The following is a 22504-nucleotide window of genomic DNA, read 5'->3' as shown; positions in this document are numbered from 1 at the left end:
TTACCTGCTATACGCAAAAAAGGCATATACAATGTACATGCCTTTATTTGATTATCAATAAGTTGATTTGCTATTCGCGAATCATTTCCATCACCACTTTCACCACATCTTCCGCATTAGGCTTGGAGAAGTAGTCTCCATCAGATCCATAAGCCGGACGATGCGCCTGGGCAGCCAGGGTACGGGGTGCCACATCAAGCCATCGATAACCGCCCTGCTGTTCCATAACTTGCTGGAACATATAAGCAGTACCACCACCAGGAACGTCTTCATCTACAAACAGAATGCGGTTGGTCTTCTTAAGTGAAGCCAGGATGGAGTGGCCGGTATCGAAAGGCAACAGCGTTTGTACATCGATCAGTTCGCAGGAAACACCCAACCCTGAAAGGGTCTGCATGGCGTCTTCAATGATACGCAGCGTGCTGCCATAGGATACGATAGTAATATCTGATCCTTCGTGCAGTATCTCAGGAACTCCCATCGGAACCGTAAATTCCCCGATATTTTCAGGCATACGTTCTTTCAAACGGTAGCCGTTCAGGGATTCAATAACAATAGCAGGTTCGTGTGCCCGGAGAAGCGTATTGTACATACCGGCAGCCTGAACCATGTTGCGGGGTACGCAAACATGGAAACCACGCAGCGAATTGATGATCATACCCATCGGGCTTCCTGAATGCCAGATGCCCTCGAGCCGGTGACCTCTGGTTCTAACGATGATGGGACAGAACTGGGTTCCACGGGTGCGGTATTGCAAGGAAGCAACATCGTCGCTAAGGGGCTGGAGGCCGTACAACAGGTAATCCAGGTATTGGATTTCAGCGATAGGACGAAGGCCCCGCAGTGCCATACCGATTCCCTGGCCCATGATGGTGAGTTCACGGATACCGGTATCGGAAATCCGGGTTTTGCCATGCCTGGCCTGAAGACCGGCAAATCCCTGGTTTACGTCTCCAATCTTACCCACATCTTCACCAAAAGCAAATACAAGGGGATTATCGGAAAACAGCTGATCGAAGTACTTATTCAGTACTTCATAACCGTTGATTACAGGAGCTTCATCAGCATACTGTGCCGGTACTTCCGGAACATTTAAGGCGGAGTTGGCGCCGGTAGCGTATAAAAGTGAGTTATAATTCTCTTTCTCAGTCACGAGCTGGTTGTCGTAGAACAACTGGAGCTCATTTATTGCAGGAGAGAAGTCGCGCGGGTGACGGAATAGTATGTGCGCAGCAGATTTGAGGACATCCCGGCGAAGTGGTTCGCGGTTAGCGGTAAGTTCCTGGATGGTATGCTGTACAAATTCAACATCGGCCCGGCCCTCTTCAATGATCTGGCGGCAAATGCCTGACAGTTCCTGCACCTGGCTGCGGATGGGAGCAATGTATTTCTCCCAGGCTTTCTTACGGCCTTCGTGGGCAAGCACTTTTGCTTCTGCCTCTATTTCCTGGAGCGTTCCTTCATCGACCAGCGCATTTTCAACGAGCCACTGGCGCATTTTAATGTTGCAGTCGAATTCTTTTTCCCATGCCAGGCGCTCCTTGCTTTTGTAGCGCTCATGGGAGCCTGAAGTGGAGTGCCCCTGCGGCTGGGTGATCTCTTCCACATGAAAGAGAACAGGTACATGGGTTTCACGCGCCTTGCGAATGCCCTCTTCGAACACCTCACATAAACCGGCGTAATCCCAGCCCTTTACATTATATATTTCCAGCCCGTTAGTCTGCTCCCCTTTCCGGAAACCTTCCAGTGCGGCGCTGATAGAGCCTTTAGTAGTTTGATATTTGCGAGGAACGGAAATACCATAACCATCGTCCCAGACGAATATGCAAAGCGGTACCTGCAAAACACCGGCGGCATTCACTGTTTCCCAGAAATGACCTTCGCTGGTGGAAGCGTCGCCAATAGTAGCGAAACATACTTCATTACCGTTGTGCGACAGGTGAGTCAGCCCTTCCAGTTCCGGTACTTCACGGAACAGTTTGGAAGCGAAGGCAAGGCCCAGTGCCCGAGGCATCTGTGCGGCTGTTGGCGCCATGTCTGCAGCAGTGTTCTTTTGCGCAGTAAGTGGCAGCCAGTTACCGTCTGCATCGATATTAGGAGTAGAAAAATGCGAGTTCATCTGACGGCCGGCGGAAAACGGATCGTTTTCCAGGTCCGGATCCGCGTAAAGCTGAGAGAAAAACTGCTCAACATTGGAAACGCCGGTAGCGAAAGCCCACGTTTGATCACGGTAGTAGCCCGACCGAAAATCGCCCGGTTTAAAATACTTGGCCATCGCGATCTGTGCCACTTCCTTACCATCGCCAAATATCCCGAATTTGGCCTTACCGGTCAAAACTTCCCGGCGGCCCAGCAGGCTCACTTCCCTGCTGATACAGGCCAGCCTGAAATCATTTAAAACTTCCCTGCGGAATTCCTCAAATGACAACTGGCTTTGCATATTCATAGCTAATTCGTTGTTTTCGATCATGCCATCCTGGTTAAAGCACAAATGTAGGGGAAATTGATGAATGGGTAAATGACTGGGCGCAACGTGCAAAAATTAAATTTTTAAGAAATTTTTAATATCTTGATATGCACGGTTCAGTTTTTGGCCGTAAATTTGAACTGGAAACTGGTAGAAACGTAAATGTTTAACCAATCGTTTAAAAACCAATGTTATCATGAAAAAATTCGTTGTATCCCTATTTGCAACTTTACTGGTAACCACTTCACTGTGGGCACAGGCACAGAATGGAGGCGGAACGGCCCATGCAGTTGATGCCAAACTGAAATTCAAAAAAGAAACCGTTGATTTCGGTAAAACCAAGCTGAATAAACCCGTTACCGTAACTTTCGAGTTCACTAACATCTCCAAAGAGCCCGTGCTGATCGAAGCGGCTAAACCCAGCTGCGGTTGCACCACGCCTAAATGGACAGTAGAACCTATCCTCCCCGGCAAAACAGGTAATATCACTGCTACCTACAGCGCAAATGCGGTAGGCAAGCCGATGAAAACGATCTACCTGAAGTTAAAGGGAGTTGACCAGGAGAAAGAACTGTTCCTGACCGGTACAGTCGAAAACTAAGAGAAAATCATCACGATAGTATGCCTCCCGATCAAATCGGGAGGCATTTTTGTTTTATAACCAATTATAACAAGCGAGTTGCCTTACCTTTGCCTCGCTAAAACCAACACCAAATGCCGAAAATCAGTCAGCGCGGCCAGATCATGCCGCCCTCTCCGATCCGTAAACTGGTTCCCTATGCAGAAGCAGCTAAAAAGAAAGGAGTTACGGTTTACCATCTCAACATCGGACAACCCGACATCGAAACGCCCAAGCCCGTCCTCGACGCTGTGCGTAATTCCCATTTCCCGATTCTCGAATACAGCCATAGCGCAGGAAACGAATCTTACCGCCGTAAGCTCACCACTTATTACGACAGGTTTGGCATCTCTCTGGATCATAACCAGATCATCGTTACCACCGGTGGCTCCGAAGCGATCATTTTCGGTTTCATGGCATGCCTCGATCCGGGTGATGAAGTAATTATTCCGGAGCCTTTCTACGCTAACTACAATGGTTTTGCCGTGGAAGCAGAAGTAAAGGTTGTTCCGGTTACTTCAGGTATAGAATCCGGCTTCGCCCTGCCTCCTATTGCTGATTTCGAGCAGAAGATCACGCCTAAAACCAAGGCGATCCTCATCTGTAATCCTAACAACCCTACAGGCTACCTCTATAGTACGGAAGAGCTGAACATCCTCCGCGATATCTGTAAAAAACATAACCTCTTCCTCTTTTCGGACGAAGCTTACCGTGAGTTCGCTTACGATGGCACTACATTGTCTGCCCTGCAGGTCGAAGGACTGGAAGACAATGTTGTTGTGTTCGATACTATATCCAAACGTTACAGTGCCTGTGGCGGCCGTATTGGCGCCCTGGTAACACGCAATAAAACGCTGCTTGATTCAGTGATGAAATTCGCGCAGGCACGCCTCAGCCCGCCCAGTTTCGCTCAGATTGCTGCAGAAGCTGCAGTGGACCTCCCCGTGGATTATTTCGACGGAATTAAAGCAGAATATAAAAGCCGCCGGGATCTCCTCGTAAAACGCCTGAATGAAATACCGGGGGTATTTTGCCCTAATCCGGGTGGAGCATTTTACGCTATGGCCAAACTGCCGATCGATGATGCAGATAAATTCTGCCAATGGCTGCTGGAGGATTTCAGCTATGAACAACAAACCGTCATGCTGTCTCCCGGCACCGGATTTTACGCCACAGCTGGATTGGGTAAGCAGGAAGTACGCTTTGCGTATGTTCTCAACCTGGAATCCATCGATAAGGCGATGACTACCCTGTCAAAAGCGCTGGAAGTATATCCCGGGCGAAGCTAAACTGTCAGCAATTCATGTCAGTTTGTGTTAAAAAAACATCAAATTTCAAAAACTGATAAAAATCATGTTTTTGCAAAAGGAGAGCTGGAAGGCCTAGCAGAAGGCATATTTCACATTATATTTAATTCTATATAATGTTTTTCCAGTTATCGTTTTATAATTTTCAAGTTTTATGCTTTGTAATTTGAATTTTATGTCTATTTTTACTGTGTAATCGGGACGCAAAGGTGAAATGATAACAAATTGTAAAATTAATCATACATGTTAGACAAATTTCTAAACCTGCTTAGCAAAAAATTAACTTGTATAATTTTGACAAATGGGAAAATGGCGCGACCTTTGCATTATCAACATTATGTAAAAAATCGGCGACTAACTAAAACGTTTTAGCCAAACAACATATTTTTGTATCAGTTTTTCATAACGTGGAATTTATAAAGGCAAACGGCTCTGATCACAGAGCCGTATTTTTTTTCTCCTATAGTTTCATCCACATCCAACCGATTGCATTTTAAAATCCTCTATTTCAAGAAAACTTAAGCCCCTTTTAAAAGCTGATCTCGCTGAATTTTTCCTATTATTGTCATGTAATGAAAAGACAAGGTGGGTATTGTGCTTAACCGCATAGTACCTTTCGCTAGTTTTCATAACGTGGAATTTTAAAATGCAACGGTCCTGACTCCTCAGGACCGTCTTTATTTAACAACTCCCCTCTCCCCCACATGTAAGTGCACAAAAAAAGGCCCCCTATTCGGAGGCCTCTTCCTATATCTTTCTCAGAAGATGTATACTTATTTAGCGCTATGCTCGCGGATCATCGTAAAGAAATCGTCGAACAGGTAGCGTGAATCATGCGGACCAGGCGTGCTTTCCGGATGGTACTGTACCGAAAATGCAGGCTTATTCTTAATCCGGATACCTTCCACTGAATTATCGTTCAGGTTGATGTGTGTCACTTCCACGTGTTCAGATGCTTCTACCGCTTTTCCATCGATAGCGAAACCGTGATTCTGTGTAGTGATTTCACATTTACCAGTCAGCAGGTTCTTTACCGGATGGTTCAGGCCACGGTGACCGTGGTGCATTTTGTAGGTTGGAATTCCATTTGCCATCGCCAGCAGCTGGTGCCCCAGGCAAATACCAAAGAGGGGACGCTCAGCGGCCAGTACTTTCTTAATCGTATCTACAGCATATGTCAGCGGAGCCGGATCACCAGGACCGTTGGAAATGAAGTAAGCATGCGGCTTAAATTCCTCACACTCTTCAAAAGTGGATTTAGTGGGATGTACTTTCAGATAAGCTCCTTTTTCAGAGAGGCATTTAAGCATGTTGCGCTTAACCCCGTTATCGAGTACCGCAATCCGGATCTCGGCATTCGGGTCTCCTACGAAATAAGGCTCTTTAGTGGATACTTCGGCGCAAAGGGCAAGTCCTTCCATTGAAGGCACTTCCTTCAGGCGATTAGCCAGTTCCTGCTCGTCGAGTATCTCTGAAGATATAATGCAGTTCATGGCGCCCTTATTGCGGATATGGGCTACCAGCGCACGGGTATCTACCTCATGAATAGCTACCAGGTTGTTCTCTTCCAGGAATTGGGCGAGCGACTGGTCAGCCATTTTGCGGGAGTAGTTGGACGCAATGTTTTTGCAGATCAGGCCACTGATTTTCACAGCGCTGGATTCAACGTCCTCCTTTTTAGTGCCGTAGTTGCCTACGTAGCAGTTGTTCATGATCAGCACCTGTCCTTTGTAGGAAGGGTCTGTAAACACCTCCTGATAACCAGTCATCCCGGTATTAAAACAAAGCTCCCCGGAAGCCGTTCCTACTTTACCGAACGCTTTACCGTGAAAAATGGTGCCATCTTCGAGCAACAGCATGGCAGGCTGTGTAGATCTGATAGTCTGCGGCATTTCTTCTTACCCTTTCTTTTTTATGTCCTGTTAGGGACGATTAAAACTTTGCAAAGTTAGGGCATGATTCTGAATTTCACGCAGTTTTTTCAGATCAATTCAAATGAACGGAAGTCATGATTTTGTCAGCCGCCAATTTCCCTGCAGAATCATCGGCAGAATGGGTTACAATCAGCTGTACAGAACTGCCCCCACGAACGAGTACAAGTCTATTGAATGCCATTGGTCCTGCTTCCCTTAGGGCATAGGTCCCCTTCTGCAGGAGTGCTTCTTCTCCGCCAATATTTACAGTATGTGATGTATAGCTGAATCGTGAAATGCCCGGCCTTGTCTCCATCCCCCGTGCAATGTAATGGGCTGCCTCTTCCAGGCTTATACTGGCCTTGGACAGGTAAATAACTTCTTCCATCCGGATAACGATGCCATCCGTCTTTCCCCCTGCCTCAAAGGCTTTCTTACGCATATTGGGAAGATCTTCCTGTGTTTCCGGCTTCAGGGAAAGCGGGCTCTGCATCCGGATGATGTTTCCCCGGAAAGTGCGCCAGCGATCCGCTTCCAGTAATGTTGGTGAAACTTTAGGCTCCCGGAAAAAAGCCATCAGGTAAGGGCCGTACAGCATACTTAGACCCGTGCAGACTAAAAAGCACACAATACCGACTGCCAGCGTCACTTTCCGCCGTCCGCTAAAACCAGATCTACGCTCTTTCCTGCGTTCCCGGGATGCAAATTCTTCTCCGGAGATCCCAAATTCCAATCCATAGCTGTCCAGGTTGCCCTCCGGGTGTTGAATCAGCCAATCTTTATAAATAATGGGATATTTCTTGCCGCAATGGTCGCAGAAGGTGAGGTATTCTGACTTCAGGGCACTGTATTCTCCACAGTGCTGGCAGTTGATGTAGTTCATAGGAATGGGGCGTTAGGTGCCGGCGCCACTAAATTAAGTATTTTTACTATATATACAAAACCAACATATCTCCGTCTGTCACTGCAGACCGAAGCATGCTTACTCCACTATTGCAAAGGCTAACTGCACGGATTGATCAGCAACTATTGTAATGCAGTACGTTTCTTGTCGGAATTCCTATAAATAAAAAAAGGGATAAGGCGGTAGCCTTATCCCTTCGGTATAGTTTGTTGAGAAAACTATTCAGCAGCTTTTTCTTCTGCAGCAGGAGCTTCTGCTTCAGCGCCTTCCGCTTTCTTTTTACCGCCGGCACGACGGGTCTTTTTAGCGGGTGCTTTGTCAGCTTCAGCAGTTTTGCCATAGATTTCGTTGAAATCAACGAGCTCGATCAGTGCAGTTTCGGCGTTGTCACCGATACGTTTGCCAAGCTTGATGATACGTGTGTAACCACCGGGACGGCTGGCGATTTTCTCGCTGATGGTGCCGAACAGTTCCTGGATAGCTTCTTTGTCCTGCAGGTAGGAGAAAACGATACGACGGTTGTGGGTGTCGTCAGTTTTACCGCGGGTCAGCAGGGGCTCAACGTAAACGCGGAGCGCTTTGGCTTTAGCCAGGGTGGTGGTGATACGTTTGTGGCTGATCAGTTCGCAGGCCAGGTTGCTCATCAGGCTTTTGCGGTGAGCGGACGTGCGGCTCAGCTTATTCAATTTCTTTCCGTGACGCATGACTTTTTTTTGTTTGGTTTCCCCCGCACCGTGTCAGGAATTGCGAGGTACTTGTTATAAAATGCAAATCACGCCCTCCTGACGGGGAGCGTGATGTACTAAAAAATTACTATTCTTCGTCGAGTTTCAGTTTGGACAGATCCATACCGAAATGCAGGCCTCTTTCGCCCAGCACTTGTTCGATTTCGCTGAGGGATTTCTGACCGAAGTTGCGGAATTTCATCAGTTCTTCCTGTTCGTACTGAACCAGTTCGCTCAGGGAGTTGATTTTAGCAGCTTTCAGGCAGTTGAATGCACGTACGCTGAGATCCAGATCTTCCAGAGGAGTTTTCAGGATCTTGCGGAGCTGCAGGGTTTGTTCGTCAACCACGTCTTCTTTTTCAGTGTCTTTGGTATCAAAGCTGATGTTTTCATCGGTGATGATCATCAGGTGCTGAATAAGGATACGGGAAGCTTGTTTCACCGCTTCTTCCGGATGGATAGTACCGTCTGTAACCACTTCCATGATCAGTTTCTCGTAGTCGGTCTTTTGTTCCACACGGGTGTTCTCGATGCTGTATTTCACGTTCTTGATGGGCGTGAATACGGAATCGATCGCGATGTAACCAAACACTGCATCTTTGGGTCTGTTTTCCTCAGCCGGAACGTAACCGCGGCCTTTGCCGATGGTCAGTTCGATATCCAGCTTAGCGGAAGGATCCAGGGTGCAGATCAGCAGTTCGGGGTTCATGATCTGGAAAGAGTTGGTTGCTTTCTCGATCATATCTGCCCTGAACTCGGTTTTGCCTTTGATTGAGATCTGGATTTTCTCGCTGCTTACTTCATTCTCAACGATTTTCTTGAAACGAACCTGTTTCAGGTTGAGGATGATTTCAGTAACGTCTTCCGTAATTCCTTTCAGTGTGGCAAACTCGTGATCAGCGCCTTCGATCTTGATACCCACAATGGCATAGCCCTCCAAAGACGACAACAGCACGCGGCGGAGCGCGTTACCAATTGTCACACCATAACCCGGTTCTAACGGACGGAATTCGAATTGAGCTTCAAAGTCGGTAGACTTCTGCAAAACGATCTTGTCAGGCTTTTGGAAATTAAGAATTGCCATTGATATGCTTGATTTATGAGTTTTAAGGTATATTCTACGGCCAACGCCACCCCGGATACCGGGATGGCTGGCACGTTATTACTTGCTGTACAATTCCACGATCAGCTGCTCCTTGATATTCTCAGGAACAGACTCCCTTTCAGGATAAGCGATGAAAGTACCTCTCAGTTCTTTCTCGTTGAAATCGATCCAGTTGAATTTGGGGTTTTTACCACGTACCTGGCTGGTAACTGCGGTGTTACCGGAAGATTTGGCTTCGAGGCCAATGATATCACCGGGTTGCAGCTGGTAAGAAGGTACGTTAACCACTACACCGTTTACAGTGATGTGTTTGTGGGAAACGAGCTGACGGGCAGCGGGGCGGGAAGGAGCGATACCCATGCGGAACACGGTGTTATCCAGACGTGCTTCCAGCAGTTTGATCAATACTTCACCAGTAACGCCTTTACGACGGTTAGCTTCTTCGAAGAGGTTACGGAACTGGCGCTCGAGTACACCGTAAGTGTATTTCGCCTTTTGTTTCTCTCTGAGCTGTTGTGCATACTCACCCAGTTGTTTGCGCTTGCGCTGTGCGCCGTGCTGACCGGGAGGGTTGCTGTTTTTGCCTAAATACTTGCCATTTCCTAAAATGGGCTCTCCAAAAATCCTGGAGATCTTGGTCTTTGGTCCTGTGTACCTTGCCATGTTCTGTAGTGCAGATTTTTAGTTACGGTGCACGCTCATTTAAAAATCTTAAAATCCGATCGTGCACCCACTGGTTAATAATAAATGTAATAAAATATCAATTACGAATACGAATTAACCGGTACAAAAGTTGAATTGTACCGGATAATTCGTATCGGAATATCTCGATGACTATACCCTTCTCTTTTTCGGAGGACGGCAACCGTTGTGCGGCAGCGGCGTAACATCCTTGATCAGGGTAACCTCGATACCGCTGTTCGCGATAGCGCGGATAGCGCTTTCACGGCCGGCGCCGGGACCTTTCACAAACACGTCAGCTCTTTTCAGGCCTGCGTCGATGGCGGTTTTCGCGGCATCGGAAGCAGCCAGCTGAGCAGCATAAGGAGTGTTCTTTTTAGAACCCTTGAAGCCCATCTTACCAGCAGAAGACCAGGAAATAACCTGACCCTGTTTGTTGGTGATGCTTACGATGATGTTGTTGAAACTCGCAGAGATGTGTACATCTCCGAAGTTGTCCACTTTTACTACCCTCTTTTTAGCGGCAGCTTTTGAATTCGTTGCTTTTGCCATAATTCGTTATAATTCCAACTATGAAGTTCCAAACCCGGATGTCTATAAAAACCCTTTATGCCGCCGCCTCCCGGATTTGGACGGAGGACAAGCAGACCAGGGATTCTATCACTATTTCTTTGTCGCCTTCTTTTTACCAGCAACCGTCTTACGCTTACCTTTACGGGTACGGCTGTTAGTACGAGTACGCTGACCTCTAACCGGCAGACCTTTCCTGTGACGGAGACCACGGTAGCAGGCGATATCCAGCAGACGCTTGATGTTCATCTGAACTTCAGAACGAAGCTGACCTTCTACTTTGAATTCCGCATTGATAATGTTACGAATCGCACCCTGCTCATCGTCATTCCAATCCTTTACTTTCTTGTTCAGATCAATTTCCGCTTTGTTAAGGATATATACGGAAGTAGAGTGACCGATTCCGAAGATGTAGGTCAGTCCAATTTCACCCCTTTTGTTTTTAGGAAGATCAATACCGGCTATACGTGCCATATTAATTGTTTAATTTATTAGTCTTTATAATGAGTAACAGATGCGATTATCCCTGACGTTGCTTAAAACGAGGATTCTTTTTGTTGATCACCAGCAATTTACCCTTGCGGCGAACAATCTTGCAGTCTGCACTTCTTTTCTTGATGGAAGCTCTTACTTTCATGAGTCAATAGTTATAAATCTACTAGTGTATTTTTCTTACTTATACCTGAAAATTATACGACCCCTGCTCAAATCATAAGGGCTCATTTCCACCCCAACTTTATCTCCCGGCAGGATGCGAATATAGTGCATCCGCATTTTCCCAGAAATGGTAGCCAAAATCTCATGCCCGTTTTCCAGTTTCACCCGGAACATTGCATTAGATAAGGCTTCGAGAATAATACCATCCTGTTTAATCAGTGCCTGTTTCGCCATAAAAATTTTTAGGAATGCAAAGATACCATAAAAGTTTCTGAATCAGAAAAATTTAGGGCAATTTATATTAATAAATATCCGGTTTGTGGATAAACTCCCCTCCTCCGTTGTGCATAATGAAACAACTGTCTGCTAAACAGGATCTTATATGTATCGTAAATATCGTACCCTTAGTGACTATTATTGCGCCACAGCACCCGCTAACATCGGATTTTGCTGCTCTGCGGCCTCAATTTCCGCGAAAGTAGACAGCACATCAGCCTTCCCCTTCTTCACAGATACGGTATGTTCGTAATGTACCGACACCTTCCGGTCGCGCGTAACAACTGTCCATCCGTCCTCCAGATACTCCACTTCACGTGTGCCCAGATTCACCATCGGCTCAATTGCAATCACAAGTCCATCTTTAAGCACTGCTCCGCTGCCTCTGCGGCCGTAATTAGGCACCTGCGGGTCTTCATGAAGGTTGCGCCCCAAACCATGCCCTACAAGCTCGCGAACGACCCCGTAGCCCCTTTCCTTCTCCAGGTAGTCCTGAATAGCGTAAGCGATATCACCCACACGGTTGCCAACAACCGCTTTCTCGATCCCCTTATTCAGGGCCACCTTTGTAGCGGTCATCAGTTTTTGTATATGTGCAGGCACTTCGCCAATGGCAAAAGTATAGGCACTGTCTCCATGGAAGCCGTTTTTGAAAACGCCCACATCCACAGAAACCAGGTCACCCTCCCGGATCACGTAAGTATTGGGTATACCGTGTACCACCGCTTCATTTACGGAAATACAGCAGGTATTGGGGAAACCCTTATAATTCTTGAAGGAAGGCACCGCGCCATGATCGCGGATGAACTTTTCCGCAATGGCATCGATATCCAGTGTGCTCATGCCGGGCTTCAGCTGCCGGGCTACTTCCGCGAGTGTAGCGCTCACCAGTTGAGCGCTTTCGCGCATCAGCTCAATTTCTTCGGCTGTCTTATAATGAATCATAACATGCAAAATTAACAAAAATTGCCGATACGGCCTTGCCGTAAACTAAACAGCCATCCTGCCGCTTGGTTCAGGATGGCTGCTAAATATGTGTTGCCTGCGATTAAGCGTTGGCGGGAGAAGTTCTGCCTTTGATGCGGCCGGAGCTCATGAGACCGTCGTAGTGACGCATGAGCAGCTGGCTTTCGATCTGCTGCAGGGTATCGAGGATTACACCTACCATGATCAGCAGTGAGGTACCGCCGAAGAAGGTGGAGAAGCCTGTGTTAACACCCAATGCCGCAGCTATGCCGGGCATGATGCCCACAACCGCCAGGAATACAGAGCCCGGGAGGGTGATCCGGTCCATTACTGCACCGATGTAATCGGCGGTAGATTTACCGGGTTTTACGCCAGGGATGAACCCGTTATTGCGTTTCATTTCATCGGCCATCTGGCTGGGATTGAAAATGAGCGCGGTGTAGAAGAACGTGAACACGACAACGAGCACTGCGTAGATCACATTGTACCAGGGGTTGGTGTGATCACTGAAGATGCGGATGAAGCCGGAAGCGTTCTCGCTTTGGGTAGCAAAACCAATCGCCGTGGCCGGGATGAACATAATGGCCTGGGCGAAGATGATGGGCATAACACCTGCAGCATTCACTTTAAGGGGAATGAACTGGCGAACACCACCGTATTGTTTATTACCAACGATTCTTTTGGCGTAGTTCACGGGGATCTTGCGTGTTCCCTGTACCAGGAGGATAAGTCCGATGGTGATGAGGATAAACATGGCAAGTTCCACGAGGAAGATCAGCAGACCGCCGCCACCGCCGGTGCGCAGTGCGAATTCCTGCAGGAGGGATTCGGGAAGGCGGGCGAGGATGCCGGTCATGATGATGATAGAGGTACCGTTACCGATTCCCTTATCCGTGATTTTTTCACCCAGCCACATAACGAACAGCGTACCGGCAGTCAGCACCACGGTGGTAGACAGCCAGAACATGAAGCCGCCGTAAGCGGGGATGAGGGCGCCGCCGGATTGCGTTCTCAGGTACGCAACATATGCGCTGGCCTGGAATGCAGTCACGATTACCGTGAGCAGACGGGTGTATTGGTTGATCTTTTTCCGACCACTGTCTCCTTCTTTCTGTAATTTCTGGAAATAGGGAACAGCGATCGTGAGGAGCTGAATGGCGATAGACGCCGAGATATAGGGCATGATGCCGAGGGCGAAAATGGATGCACGCGAGAAAGACCCGCCGGCAAACATGTTAAACAGCCCAAGGATACCTTGCTGGGAAGACTCGGAGAATTTAGCCAGCTCGTTGGGATCGAGACCGGGAAGGGTGATATAGGAACCAACACGGTATACCAGTACCAGGAGCAGCGTAGTGAGAATGCGGTTACGCAGGTCCTCAATACTCCAGATGTTCTTTATGGTTTCGATAAATTTCTTCACAGGAAGATAAGAGTTTATAACGCGTGTAAAATTCGAAAAGACGCACTACTCCGTAGGCGCCTTCTCTATCGTAATTTCTTAAACCAGTTCCACAGAACCCCCAGCTGCTTCGATCGCTGCCTTGGCTTTCTCGCTGATTGCGTTAACTTTCAGCGTTACTTTGCTCTTCAGTTCACCGTGGCCCAGAACTTTCACCTGGTCGGTTTTGCTGATGAGGCCATTCATGTACAGGTTCTCGAGGCTGAATTCCTGAATGCCGTATTTCTCAATAATGGTATCCAGCTGGCCGAGGTTGAACACTTTATATTCAACACGGCTGATCGGATGGAAACCGCGTTTGGGCAGACGACGTTGGATAGGCATCTGGCCACCTTCGTGACCACGTTTGCTGGAATAGCCGGTGTTGGATTGAGCACCTTTGTTACCTTTCGTAGAAGTACCACCTTTACCGGACGCTTCGCCACGGCCAAGGCGTTTTTCTTTATGTACTGCGCCTTTTGCAGGACGGATTTGATGTAAACTCATTGCTGTAATTGTTTTACTTGCGCGGAAATCAACCGCTCGCTTTTACAATAATAATTCAAAAAAGTAGAAAGCCCAATGTAAAAATAAAAATTTTACATTATGCGTTCACTTGCTCCACTTTTACCAGGTGGTGCACGGCGCGAACCATGCCCAGAATCTGGGGAGTGGCTTCAACCTCAACGGTATTGTTCATTTTCTTCAGTCCGAGAGCCTTCAGGGTCAGTTTCTGACGTTCAGGACGATCGATACCGCTTTTTACCTGGGTGATCTTGATCTTTGCCATTTTACTTTGATATATTTCCTTTAGAGAATTCCGGATTCCGGCGGGCCTGCCCTCCGGTACCGGGATTATATCCGCCCGGGATTATCCGTTGAAAACTTTCTTCATGGACACGTTACGGGTTCTTGCTACCTGAATAGGTTCACGCAGCATGCCGAGTGCCTTGAAGGTGGCTTTCACCACGTTGTGGGGGTTAGCGGAGCCGAGGGACTTCGCCAGTACGTCGGTGATACCCGCGCTTTCCAAAACGGCGCGCATGGAACCTCCGGCGATTACGCCCGTACCATGAGCAGCAGGTTTGATAAGCACTTTAGCAGCACCTTCTTTAGCCAGCTGATCGTGGGGAATAGTACCGTGGTGAATGGGGATTTTGATCAGGTTCTTCTTTGCATCGTCGATACCTTTAGTGATCGCTTCCTGCACTTCCTTGGCTTTACCAAGACCGTGACCTACCACGCCATTTTCATTACCCACTACCACCAGCGCGGAAAAGCTGAAAGTACGACCACCTTTGGTAGTCTTAGTAACCCTGTTGATAGTTACAACTTTCTCTTTCAGTTCCAGATCGCCGGCTTTTACTTTATTGAATAAATTCTTTGCCATTATTATTTAATAAGAATTACGATATCAGTTTTATTAGAATTGCAGACCGCCTTCGCGCGCGCCGTCAGCAGTTGCCTTAACGCGGCCATGGTAGAGATAACCGGAACGGTCAAACACACACTGGGTCAAACCCAGGGCAGTTGCCTTAGCCGCCAGGGCTGCGCCCACCTGCTTGGCTTTCTCGGTTTTAGTACCGGTCACACCTGCCAGCGCTTTATCGCGGGAAGATGCAGATGCCAGGGTAGTACCCGTGGTATCGTCGATCAGCTGGAGATAAATCTCCGAGTTGCTGCGAAATACGGACAGTCTGGGCTTCTGTGCAGTTCCGCTGATCTTCTTACGGATGCGGTAGCGGATATTCTGTCTTCTGTTTGCTTTTGTAATCATTACTTTAAGTATTTGATCTCCCGATGCTGCCGGGACTTTATTTGTAAAGTAAACATCGGAACAGGATTCCCATGTTTACTTCTCAGTTTTGAAAATGACCGGGTTCCCTCCTGCTGTCGGATTACGCCGCGCAGTGCAGGAACCGGAGATTATTTACCGGCTGATTTACCAGCTTTCTTACGTACAACTTCATTGCTGTAACGAACACCTTTACCTTTGTAAGGCTCGGGTTTGCGGAGGCTGCGGATCTTAGCGGCAACCTGGCCAAGGAGCTGGTTGTCGATACCTTCCAGCTGAATCAGCGGGTTCTTACCTTTTTCGGTTACAGTGTTCACCTTCAGTTCCTTAGGAATTTCGAAGATGATGTTGTGAGAATAGCCCAAAGCTAAGTCGATCAGCTGACCGTTGTGCGCAGCCTTGTAACCCACACCTACCAGTTCCAGTTGTTTCTTGAAACCTTCGGTTACGCCGGTCACCATGTTGGCGATCAGAGCGCGGTACAGACCATGCAGGGCGCGGTGACGGATCTGGTCGGTAGGACGGGTAACGATCAGTTCACCTTCTTTCACTTCCACCTTAATATCGCGGTCGATCGCCTTTTTAAGTTCGCCTTTAGGACCTTTTACGGTAATCTCGTTGGTAGCGCTAACGGTAACCGTTACACCACTTGCCAGTTTAATCGGGCTTCTGCCTATACGTGACATGTTTGTCAGTTTATGTTGTTGTGAGCGGCAGATCCGGGTTCAGCCCGTATAGTAGGCTTAATAATCAGATATGCCGTAATCCCGCCCTGGTAAGGGCGGGATTAGAATATGTTTAGTATACGTAGCAAACTACTTCGCCACCTACGTTTTGTGCTTTTGCGTCTTTATCGGTCATCACACCTTTTGAAGTGGAGATGATTGCAATGCCAAGACCATTCTTGATACGTTTGAAGTCTTCAGGTTTGGAATATTGGCGCAGACCGGGACGGGAGATCCTTTGCAGGTCCTGGATAGCAGGAACCTTGGTTGTGGGATCATATTTCAGAGCGATCTTGATGAGGCCCTGCTTGTTGTCTTCCTCGAACTTGTACTTCAGGATGTAACCTTTGTCGTACAGGATCTCGGTAATGCGTTTCTTCAGTTTGGAAGCTGGAATTTCAACGATCCGGTGGTTTGCCATCTGGGCATTACGGATGCGAGTCAGAAAATCTGCTATTGGATCAGTAACCATTGTTAAATAGTTGTAAATGTGTACAATGCGATATCCAATCGATATAGATAGGAATCAAAAAACTTCGGGAGGCTTTCCGGGTATATCTTACCAGGAAGCTTTTCTTACGCCAGGGATTTTACCTGCCAGTGCCATGTCGCGGAACATGTTACGGCAAAGGCCGAATTGACGCATGTAACCTTTAGGGCGACCGGTCAGCTGGCAACGGTTGTGCAGGCGAACGGGAGAAGCGTTTCTGGGCAGTTTGTCGAGTGCTGCATAATCGCCTTCAGCTTTCAGCTGTTCGCGTTTTTCAGCAAAGCGGGCCACCAGGGCTTCTCTCTTTCTTTGTCTGGCTTTTACGGATTCTTTTGCCATGTGTTATTATTGATTATCTTTTTTGATGTTCTTAAACGGCATACCCAGTTCTTTCAGGAGCTCGTAAGCTTCTTCGTTGGTTTGGGCAGTAGTTACGAAAGTGATGTCCATACCAGTGATTTTGGTCACTTTATCGATGTCGATCTCAGGGAAGATGATCTGTTCGGTCACACCCAGGGTATAGTTACCACGGCCATCGAAAGCTTTCTCATTGATACCCTTGAAGTCGCGTACGCGGGGCAGGGATACAGCGATCAGACGATCGAGGAATTCGTACATAGTGATACCACGCAGGGTCACACGCGCACCAATGGGCATGTGCTTACGCAGTTTAAAGTTAGAGATGTCCTTTTTGGACAGTGTAGCGATGGCTTTCTGACCAGCGATGCGGGTCATCTCGTCTACCGCGATGTCTACCAGTTTCTTGTCGCCTACTGCACCGTTGATCCCCTGGTTCAGGCAGATCTTAGTCAGGCGGGGAACCTGCATCACGCTCTTATAGTTGAATTTCTTCTGCAGGGTTGCTACCACTTCGTTGCGGTATTTGGTTTGCAGCCTGGGCTTATATGATGTGTTTGCCATTATTTGATTACCTCCCCTGATTTTTTAGCGATACGAACTACTTTACCATTTTCCCGCTGACGGCTAACACGGGTAGCCTTACCAGCTTTAGCATCCCACAACATTACGTTGGAGAGGGAGATGGGAGCCTCCTGCTTAACGATACCACCTTTGGTATTCTGGGCAGTCGGTTTCGTGTGCTTGGTGATGATGTTCACGCCCTCTACCAGCACTTTCGGGTTGGTTGCGTCAACGATGACTTCCAACACCTTGCGCGCTTTGGTACGGTCCTTATCCTCACCGGATATTACCACAACCAGGTCGCCTTTCTTAATGTTGAACTTAGGCTTAAATCTAGTTTTCATCTGTTTGTTTGTTTATACGCCAAGCAAAACTTGGGTCTCGCTTGATTAAAATATATGTCGTTTTATGAAACGGGCTGCAAAGATATGCAAAGATTTCGGATACTGAATTTAGTTATTCACATAAAGCCTGTCACTATATATAACAACCTTATGCCTAACAACTTAATCCTGTATCCGAAATCCTATGTCGACTCCTTAAAGCACCTCAGGCGCCAGGGAGATGATCTTCATGTATCCTTTATCACGGAGCTCACGGGCCACCGGACCGAAAATACGGGTACCGCGCGGTTCATCCGAGTTATTCAGCAATACTACGGCGTTGTCGTCGAAGCGGATATAAGAACCGTCACGGCGACGGAGCTTTTTCTTCGTTCTTACAATAACAGCTTTGGTTACGGTACCTTTTTTCATACCGCCACCGGGGATAGCGTCTTTCACGGTCACCACAATCTTATCGCCTACACCTGCATAGTCCTGGCCGGAGTTGCCGAGCACGCGGATGCAGAGCACTTCTTTCGCGCCACTGTTATCTGCTACGTTCAGCCTTGATTCTTGTTGTATCATCGTAATGCGTTTGTAATTGTTTTAGCAGAGGCTGCAGGGCCTTACGGTTGCCGGCAGCTTGAAACAAATAAATAATTATTTTACTTTTTCGATCACTTCCACCATGCGCCAGCATTTGTTCTTGCTCATCGGGCGGGTTTCCATGATACGTACAGTGTCACCAATGCTGCACTCGTTCTTATCGTCGTGCGCCATGAATTTGGTGGTTTTCTTTACGAACTTACCGTAGATCGGGTGTTTTACCTTACGTTCAACGTTCACGGTAATGGTCTTATCCATTTTGTTGCTGGATACTACCCCGATCCTGGTTTTCCTTAATTTTCTTTCGGTCGTCATTGTTGAAAGTTTATTTACTTCCTTACCGCCTTCTGGCGGAAATGGTGAATGCTAATAGTTTAGAATCCCTGTTCTCTTCTGCGCAGTTCAGTCTGGATGCGGGCGATCTCTCTTCTCATGAAGCGGATCTGCATGGGATTTTCGATCGGCGTTACCGCGTGGCTGAACGTGATCTTTTTCATGCGCAGGGCTTCTTCAGACAGTTTGTCTTTCAGATCCTGATCGCTCAGGCTTTTAAGATCCAGTTTTGCTTTTGGCATCGTTTATTATTTTGTTTCTGGTTATCAGGTTTGTTTAAGCTCGGCTAAATTCAGCGTCCGGTTATGCAACAAAGTCGCGGCGAACTACGAACTTAACTTTGATCGGAAGCTTCTGTGCGGCCAGTTCCATCGCTTCTTTGGCTACCTGTAAAGGCACGCCGTCTGCTTCGAACAGGATACGACCGGGCTTCACTACTGCCGCCCAATGGTCGGGAGCACCTTTACCTTTACCCATCCTCACTTCCAGCGGTTTTGCCGTAATCGGCTTGTCGGGGAAAATACGGATCCACACGTTACCTTCACGTTTCATGTGCCTGGTCAGCGCCACACGTGCAGCTTCAATCTGACGGTCAGTGATCCACTTAGGTTCCAATGCTTTAAGGCCGAATGAACCGAAAGAAAGCAGCGCACCGCGTTTCGCATTCCCTTTGATGCGGCCTTTTTGCATCTTCCTGTGTTTCGTTCTCTTGGGCTGTAACATCGTTTATGTTGTTAAAAAGTTGTTGTTAATGAAATATCGATCAGCTCAGGTTATTTGCGCGGGCCACGGTCTCCACCGCCTCTTCTCTCGCCGCCGCCGCCACGATTATCCCTTCTGTCGCCGCCACGGCCACCACGATCACCACCACGGTGTTCGCCGCCCGGACGTCCGCCTTCTGCCTTATCGGAGACTGCGTTAGGATTCAAATCACGCTTACCCAGCACTTCACCTTTACAAATCCATACTTTAATACCGATCTTACCGTAAACGGTCAGTGCAAAGAGAGATGCATAATCAATGTCCATGCGGTATGTGTGCAGGGGAACACGACCTTGCTTCATTTCTTCGGAACGGGCAATTTCAGCACCACCGAGGCGGCCGCCTACTTTCACCTTGATACCTTCTGCACCCATGCGCAGTGCGGTAGCAATCGCCATTTTAATAGCGCGTTTATAGTTGATACGGCTTTCGATCTGTTTAGCGATAGTTTCAGCTACGATAGTGGCGTCGATTTCAGGACGACGGATCTCCAGAATGTTGATCTGTACGTCTTCTTTACCGGTAAGCTTTTTCAGCTCTTCCTTGATACGATCCACCTCGTTACCGCCTTTACCTATGATGATACCAGGTTTGGAGGTATGAATGGTAATGATAAGCTTACCCAGGGTACGCTCGATCACTACACGGGAGATACCACCCTTGTTGATACGCGCGTTGAGGTAAGTTCTGATCTTGTTATCTTCGATCAGTTTAGCAGCATAGTCTTTTTTGCTGCCATACCAATTAGAGTCCCATCCTCTGATGATACCTAACCTGTTACCAATAGGATTTGTTTTCTGACCCATGTTCTGGTTTTATTTGTCTATGAGTTTAAATATATTTTTCCTACAGTTTGCTTAACCTTGTTGAACCGGACGGCCATCTACAGCAAGCGTTACGTGGTTGCTGCGTTTGCGGATACGGTACCCTCTTCCCTGGGGAGCAGGACGCATTCTTTTCAGCATACGGCCGCCGTCAACGAAGATCGTTTTAACGTACAGGTTAGCATCTTCTACCCTCGCCCCTTCATTCTTCACTTTCCAGTTAGCTACTGCGGAGAGCAACAGTTTCTCCAGCGGAGTGCTAGGGTGTTTGGGATGGAATTTCAAAATATTCAAAGCTTTCTCTACATCCAGGCCGCGGATCAGGTCTGCAAGCAAACGCATTTTGCGGGTGGAGGTAGGATTATTGTTCAGCTTAGCTACTGCTTCCATTGTTATTTGTTTCTGAGTGATATTAAGTTTCTTGTTTCAGCGTCCGGTACTCTCTGTTTCCTTCGTCCTTTCGTTGTTATCCTTTAACCGGAACCGAAAACGGGAAACCTCAAAACCGGTGACTACATTTTCTTGTTTGCGTGCCCTTTGAAGTTACGGGTAGGAGCGAATTCGCCCAGTTTGTGACCTACCATGAACTCAGTTACGTAAACAGGGATGAACTTATTACCGTTGTGAACAGCAAAAGTGTGACCCACGAAGTCAGGCGTAATAGTAGAACGGCGGCTCCAGGTTTTGATAACCGCGCGCTTCGTGCCTTCGTTCTGCTTGAAAACCTTCTTTTCTAATTTAATGTCTACGTAAGGACCTTTTTTAATGGAACGACCCATGTTGTTAGTTTATTTACCATCCCCGTCCCGGTTTTACCCGGAACGGGAACGCGTTAGACGTTATTAAAGTTTTTTACCGTTTTTGCGGCTGATGATCAGCTTGTCAGAGCTCTTGTGAGACTTCCTCGTTTTCAGACCCTTAGCATATTTGCCGGTTCTGGAACGGGGGTGACCACCGGAGGACTTACCTTCACCACCACCCATCGGGTGATCCACAGGGTTCATCGCTACACCACGGTTGCGGGGCTTGATACCTCTCCAACGGTTCGCACCGGCTTTACCGATGGACTGCAGGGCGTGGTCGGAGTTAGAAACGGTACCTACGGTTGCCATGCAGGTGTTCAGTACCTTGCGCAGTTCACCGGAGGGCATTTTCAACACCGCGTATTTCTCTTCCTTGTTGCTCAGCTGTGCGTAGGCACCGGCGGAACGTGCAATCGCACCACCTTTACCCGGCTGCAGTTCAATGTTGTGAACTACAGTACCCAGCGGCATGTTTTTCAGCGGTAATGCATTACCCACTTCAGGTGCAGCTGCTGCACCGCTTACTACGGTAGCACCCACCTGCAGGCCCTGGGGAGCAATGATGTAACGTTTCTCACCATCAACATAGTTGAGCAGTGCGATAAACGCGGTACGGTTTGGATCGTACTCAATGGTTTTTACAGTTGCGGGAATACCGGTCTTGTCGCGCTTGAAGTCAACGATACGGTATTGTTTCTTGTGCCCGCCGCCGATATAACGCATGGATCTGCGGCCTTGTGCGTTTCTACCGCCGGTTCTGTTTGCCGGAGCCAGAAGGCTCTTTTCAGGCGTGTCGGAGGTCAGTTCTGCGAAAGCATTCCCGATCTTCCAACGGGTACCGGCTGTAATCGGTTTGTATTTTTTCAGTGCCATTTTCTACTTAATTCTAAGATTTAATAGACTATTGTTTAATTGATCTGTATATACATCCAGGTTAACGGCTTACACCGCTAACGGCACTGGTATATTATATGTTAGCATACAGATCGATGGATTCTCCTTCAGCCAGTGTAATCACTGCTTTCTTGTAAGAAGGCTTACGGCCGGAGATAAAACCGGCTTTGGTAAAACGGGTCTTGTTCTTCCCGGGCATTACCATGGTGTTCACTTCTGCTACAGTCACTCCGTAAAAGTCCTGAACAGCTTTCTTGATCTCCAGTTTGTTGGCTTTCTTGTCAACAATGAAGTAGAAACGGTTGAACTTTTCAGTCGCCTTATTCACCTTCTCAGTGATCACCGGTTTAATTAAAACATCAGACAGTTTCATCTGTTTTATTTTTTATAGTTCGCC

32 protein-coding genes are annotated in these 22504 nt (G+C 47.7%); 2 read left to right on the top strand and 30 right to left on the bottom strand.

Annotated elements, in window-relative coordinates; genetic code table 11:
* Positions 1-70: 70 nt before the first annotated feature.
* Positions 71-2470, bottom strand: coding sequence for an alpha-ketoacid dehydrogenase subunit alpha/beta (locus DEV76_RS12660; protein WP_109698289.1), 2400 nt, complete (start codon positions 2468-2470; stop codon positions 71-73).
* 193 nt (positions 2471-2663) lie between these two features.
* On the opposite strand from DEV76_RS12660, the gene DEV76_RS12655 reads away from it, so the two are divergent.
* Positions 2664-3068 carry a DUF1573 domain-containing protein gene (locus DEV76_RS12655; protein WP_109698288.1) on the top strand — a complete coding sequence of 135 codons (405 nt, stop codon included), beginning with the start codon at positions 2664-2666 and terminating at the stop codon, positions 3066-3068.
* 113 nt (positions 3069-3181) lie between these two features.
* Positions 3182-4375, top strand: a complete 1194-nt coding sequence (locus tag DEV76_RS12650; protein WP_109698287.1) for a pyridoxal phosphate-dependent aminotransferase — start codon at positions 3182-3184, stop codon at positions 4373-4375.
* 791 nt (positions 4376-5166) lie between these two features.
* Here DEV76_RS12650 and carA read toward each other — a convergent pair.
* The 29 genes from carA to rplW form a co-directional block, all read right to left on the bottom strand.
* On the bottom strand, positions 5167-6285 hold the full coding sequence (gene carA / locus DEV76_RS12645; RefSeq protein WP_109698286.1) for a glutamine-hydrolyzing carbamoyl-phosphate synthase small subunit: 1119 nt from the start codon (positions 6283-6285) through the stop codon (positions 5167-5169).
* 94 nt (positions 6286-6379) lie between these two features.
* Positions 6380-7189 carry a hypothetical protein gene (locus tag DEV76_RS12640; RefSeq protein WP_109698285.1) on the bottom strand — a complete coding sequence of 270 codons (810 nt, stop codon included), beginning with the start codon at positions 7187-7189 and terminating at the stop codon, positions 6380-6382.
* Between the two features lie 239 nt (positions 7190-7428).
* Complete coding sequence (rplQ, locus tag DEV76_RS12635; protein ID WP_109698284.1) at positions 7429-7914, bottom strand: 50S ribosomal protein L17; 486 nt, start codon at positions 7912-7914, stop codon at positions 7429-7431.
* 109 nt (positions 7915-8023) lie between these two features.
* Positions 8024-9019 (bottom strand): DNA-directed RNA polymerase subunit alpha, encoded by a 996-nt coding sequence (locus tag DEV76_RS12630; RefSeq protein WP_109698283.1) that lies wholly within the window; start codon positions 9017-9019, stop codon positions 8024-8026.
* Between the two features lie 78 nt (positions 9020-9097).
* A complete protein-coding gene (gene rpsD / locus DEV76_RS12625; protein WP_109698282.1) occupies positions 9098-9703 on the bottom strand; it encodes a 30S ribosomal protein S4 in 606 nt (201 codons plus the stop codon).
* A gap of 171 nt (positions 9704-9874) precedes the next feature.
* A complete protein-coding gene (rpsK, locus tag DEV76_RS12620; protein WP_109698281.1) occupies positions 9875-10273 on the bottom strand; it encodes a 30S ribosomal protein S11 in 399 nt (132 codons plus the stop codon).
* A gap of 111 nt (positions 10274-10384) precedes the next feature.
* Positions 10385-10765: a 30S ribosomal protein S13 gene (rpsM, locus tag DEV76_RS12615; protein WP_109698280.1), complete on the bottom strand. Its 381-nt coding sequence runs from the start codon at positions 10763-10765 to the stop codon at positions 10385-10387.
* 46 nt (positions 10766-10811) lie between these two features.
* Positions 10812-10928 carry a 50S ribosomal protein L36 gene (rpmJ, locus tag DEV76_RS12610; RefSeq protein ID WP_072360626.1) on the bottom strand — a complete coding sequence of 39 codons (117 nt, stop codon included), beginning with the start codon at positions 10926-10928 and terminating at the stop codon, positions 10812-10814.
* A 35-nt stretch (positions 10929-10963) separates the two neighbouring features.
* A complete protein-coding gene (gene infA, locus DEV76_RS12605; RefSeq protein WP_012789309.1) occupies positions 10964-11182 on the bottom strand; it encodes a translation initiation factor IF-1 in 219 nt (72 codons plus the stop codon).
* Between the two features lie 180 nt (positions 11183-11362).
* Positions 11363-12169, bottom strand: coding sequence for a type I methionyl aminopeptidase (map, locus tag DEV76_RS12600; protein ID WP_109698279.1), 807 nt, complete (start codon positions 12167-12169; stop codon positions 11363-11365).
* Positions 12170-12272: 103 nt separating this feature from the next.
* The gene (gene secY, locus DEV76_RS12595) at positions 12273-13613 is read right to left on the bottom strand and encodes a preprotein translocase subunit SecY (RefSeq protein WP_109698278.1); all 1341 of its coding nucleotides are present in this window, start codon (positions 13611-13613) and stop codon (positions 12273-12275) included.
* Between the two features lie 78 nt (positions 13614-13691).
* Positions 13692-14138 carry a 50S ribosomal protein L15 gene (rplO, locus tag DEV76_RS12590; protein WP_109698277.1) on the bottom strand — a complete coding sequence of 149 codons (447 nt, stop codon included), beginning with the start codon at positions 14136-14138 and terminating at the stop codon, positions 13692-13694.
* 97 nt (positions 14139-14235) lie between these two features.
* Positions 14236-14421: a 50S ribosomal protein L30 gene (gene rpmD / locus DEV76_RS12585; protein WP_109698276.1), complete on the bottom strand. Its 186-nt coding sequence runs from the start codon at positions 14419-14421 to the stop codon at positions 14236-14238.
* A gap of 81 nt (positions 14422-14502) precedes the next feature.
* Entirely contained in the window at positions 14503-15021 is a 519-nt protein-coding gene (gene rpsE / locus DEV76_RS12580; RefSeq protein ID WP_109698275.1) for a 30S ribosomal protein S5, read from the bottom strand.
* A gap of 33 nt (positions 15022-15054) precedes the next feature.
* Positions 15055-15408 carry a 50S ribosomal protein L18 gene (gene rplR / locus DEV76_RS12575; protein ID WP_109698274.1) on the bottom strand — a complete coding sequence of 118 codons (354 nt, stop codon included), beginning with the start codon at positions 15406-15408 and terminating at the stop codon, positions 15055-15057.
* A gap of 149 nt (positions 15409-15557) precedes the next feature.
* The gene (gene rplF, locus DEV76_RS12570) at positions 15558-16112 is read right to left on the bottom strand and encodes a 50S ribosomal protein L6 (RefSeq protein ID WP_109698273.1); all 555 of its coding nucleotides are present in this window, start codon (positions 16110-16112) and stop codon (positions 15558-15560) included.
* A 112-nt stretch (positions 16113-16224) separates the two neighbouring features.
* On the bottom strand, positions 16225-16623 hold the full coding sequence (gene rpsH, locus DEV76_RS12565) for a 30S ribosomal protein S8 (RefSeq protein ID WP_109698272.1): 399 nt from the start codon (positions 16621-16623) through the stop codon (positions 16225-16227).
* A gap of 87 nt (positions 16624-16710) precedes the next feature.
* Positions 16711-16980 carry a 30S ribosomal protein S14 gene (rpsN, locus tag DEV76_RS12560; RefSeq protein WP_109698271.1) on the bottom strand — a complete coding sequence of 90 codons (270 nt, stop codon included), beginning with the start codon at positions 16978-16980 and terminating at the stop codon, positions 16711-16713.
* Between the two features lie 6 nt (positions 16981-16986).
* Positions 16987-17562: a 50S ribosomal protein L5 gene (gene rplE / locus DEV76_RS12555; RefSeq protein ID WP_109698270.1), complete on the bottom strand. Its 576-nt coding sequence runs from the start codon at positions 17560-17562 to the stop codon at positions 16987-16989.
* On the bottom strand, positions 17562-17906 hold the full coding sequence (gene rplX / locus DEV76_RS12550; RefSeq protein WP_109698269.1) for a 50S ribosomal protein L24: 345 nt from the start codon (positions 17904-17906) through the stop codon (positions 17562-17564). Before rplX ends, rplE begins: the two co-directional genes overlap by 1 nt.
* Positions 17907-18101: 195 nt before the next feature.
* Positions 18102-18470, bottom strand: a complete 369-nt coding sequence (gene rplN, locus DEV76_RS12545; RefSeq protein ID WP_109698268.1) for a 50S ribosomal protein L14 — start codon at positions 18468-18470, stop codon at positions 18102-18104.
* A gap of 75 nt (positions 18471-18545) precedes the next feature.
* Positions 18546-18806, bottom strand: coding sequence for a 30S ribosomal protein S17 (gene rpsQ, locus DEV76_RS12540; RefSeq protein ID WP_109698267.1), 261 nt, complete (start codon positions 18804-18806; stop codon positions 18546-18548).
* A gap of 59 nt (positions 18807-18865) precedes the next feature.
* Positions 18866-19066: a 50S ribosomal protein L29 gene (gene rpmC / locus DEV76_RS12535; RefSeq protein ID WP_109698266.1), complete on the bottom strand. Its 201-nt coding sequence runs from the start codon at positions 19064-19066 to the stop codon at positions 18866-18868.
* 61 nt (positions 19067-19127) lie between these two features.
* The gene (gene rplP / locus DEV76_RS12530; protein ID WP_109698265.1) at positions 19128-19547 is read right to left on the bottom strand and encodes a 50S ribosomal protein L16; all 420 of its coding nucleotides are present in this window, start codon (positions 19545-19547) and stop codon (positions 19128-19130) included.
* A 50-nt stretch (positions 19548-19597) separates the two neighbouring features.
* Complete coding sequence (gene rpsC, locus DEV76_RS12525) at positions 19598-20392, bottom strand: 30S ribosomal protein S3 (protein ID WP_109698264.1); 795 nt, start codon at positions 20390-20392, stop codon at positions 19598-19600.
* Between the two features lie 51 nt (positions 20393-20443).
* Complete coding sequence (gene rplV / locus DEV76_RS12520; RefSeq protein ID WP_109698263.1) at positions 20444-20800, bottom strand: 50S ribosomal protein L22; 357 nt, start codon at positions 20798-20800, stop codon at positions 20444-20446.
* A 122-nt stretch (positions 20801-20922) separates the two neighbouring features.
* Positions 20923-21189 carry a 30S ribosomal protein S19 gene (rpsS, locus tag DEV76_RS12515; protein ID WP_109698262.1) on the bottom strand — a complete coding sequence of 89 codons (267 nt, stop codon included), beginning with the start codon at positions 21187-21189 and terminating at the stop codon, positions 20923-20925.
* A 63-nt stretch (positions 21190-21252) separates the two neighbouring features.
* Positions 21253-22086: a 50S ribosomal protein L2 gene (gene rplB / locus DEV76_RS12510; RefSeq protein WP_109698261.1), complete on the bottom strand. Its 834-nt coding sequence runs from the start codon at positions 22084-22086 to the stop codon at positions 21253-21255.
* Between the two features lie 94 nt (positions 22087-22180).
* Complete coding sequence (rplW, locus tag DEV76_RS12505) at positions 22181-22480, bottom strand: 50S ribosomal protein L23 (RefSeq protein WP_109698260.1); 300 nt, start codon at positions 22478-22480, stop codon at positions 22181-22183.
* Positions 22481-22504 lie beyond the last annotated feature (24 nt).

Origin of the sequence: Chitinophaga deserti, from assembly GCF_003149455.1 — a bacterium.
GTDB lineage: Bacteria > Bacteroidota > Bacteroidia > Chitinophagales > Chitinophagaceae > Chitinophaga > Chitinophaga deserti.
This window is presented reverse-complemented; position numbering and strand designations above follow the sequence as displayed.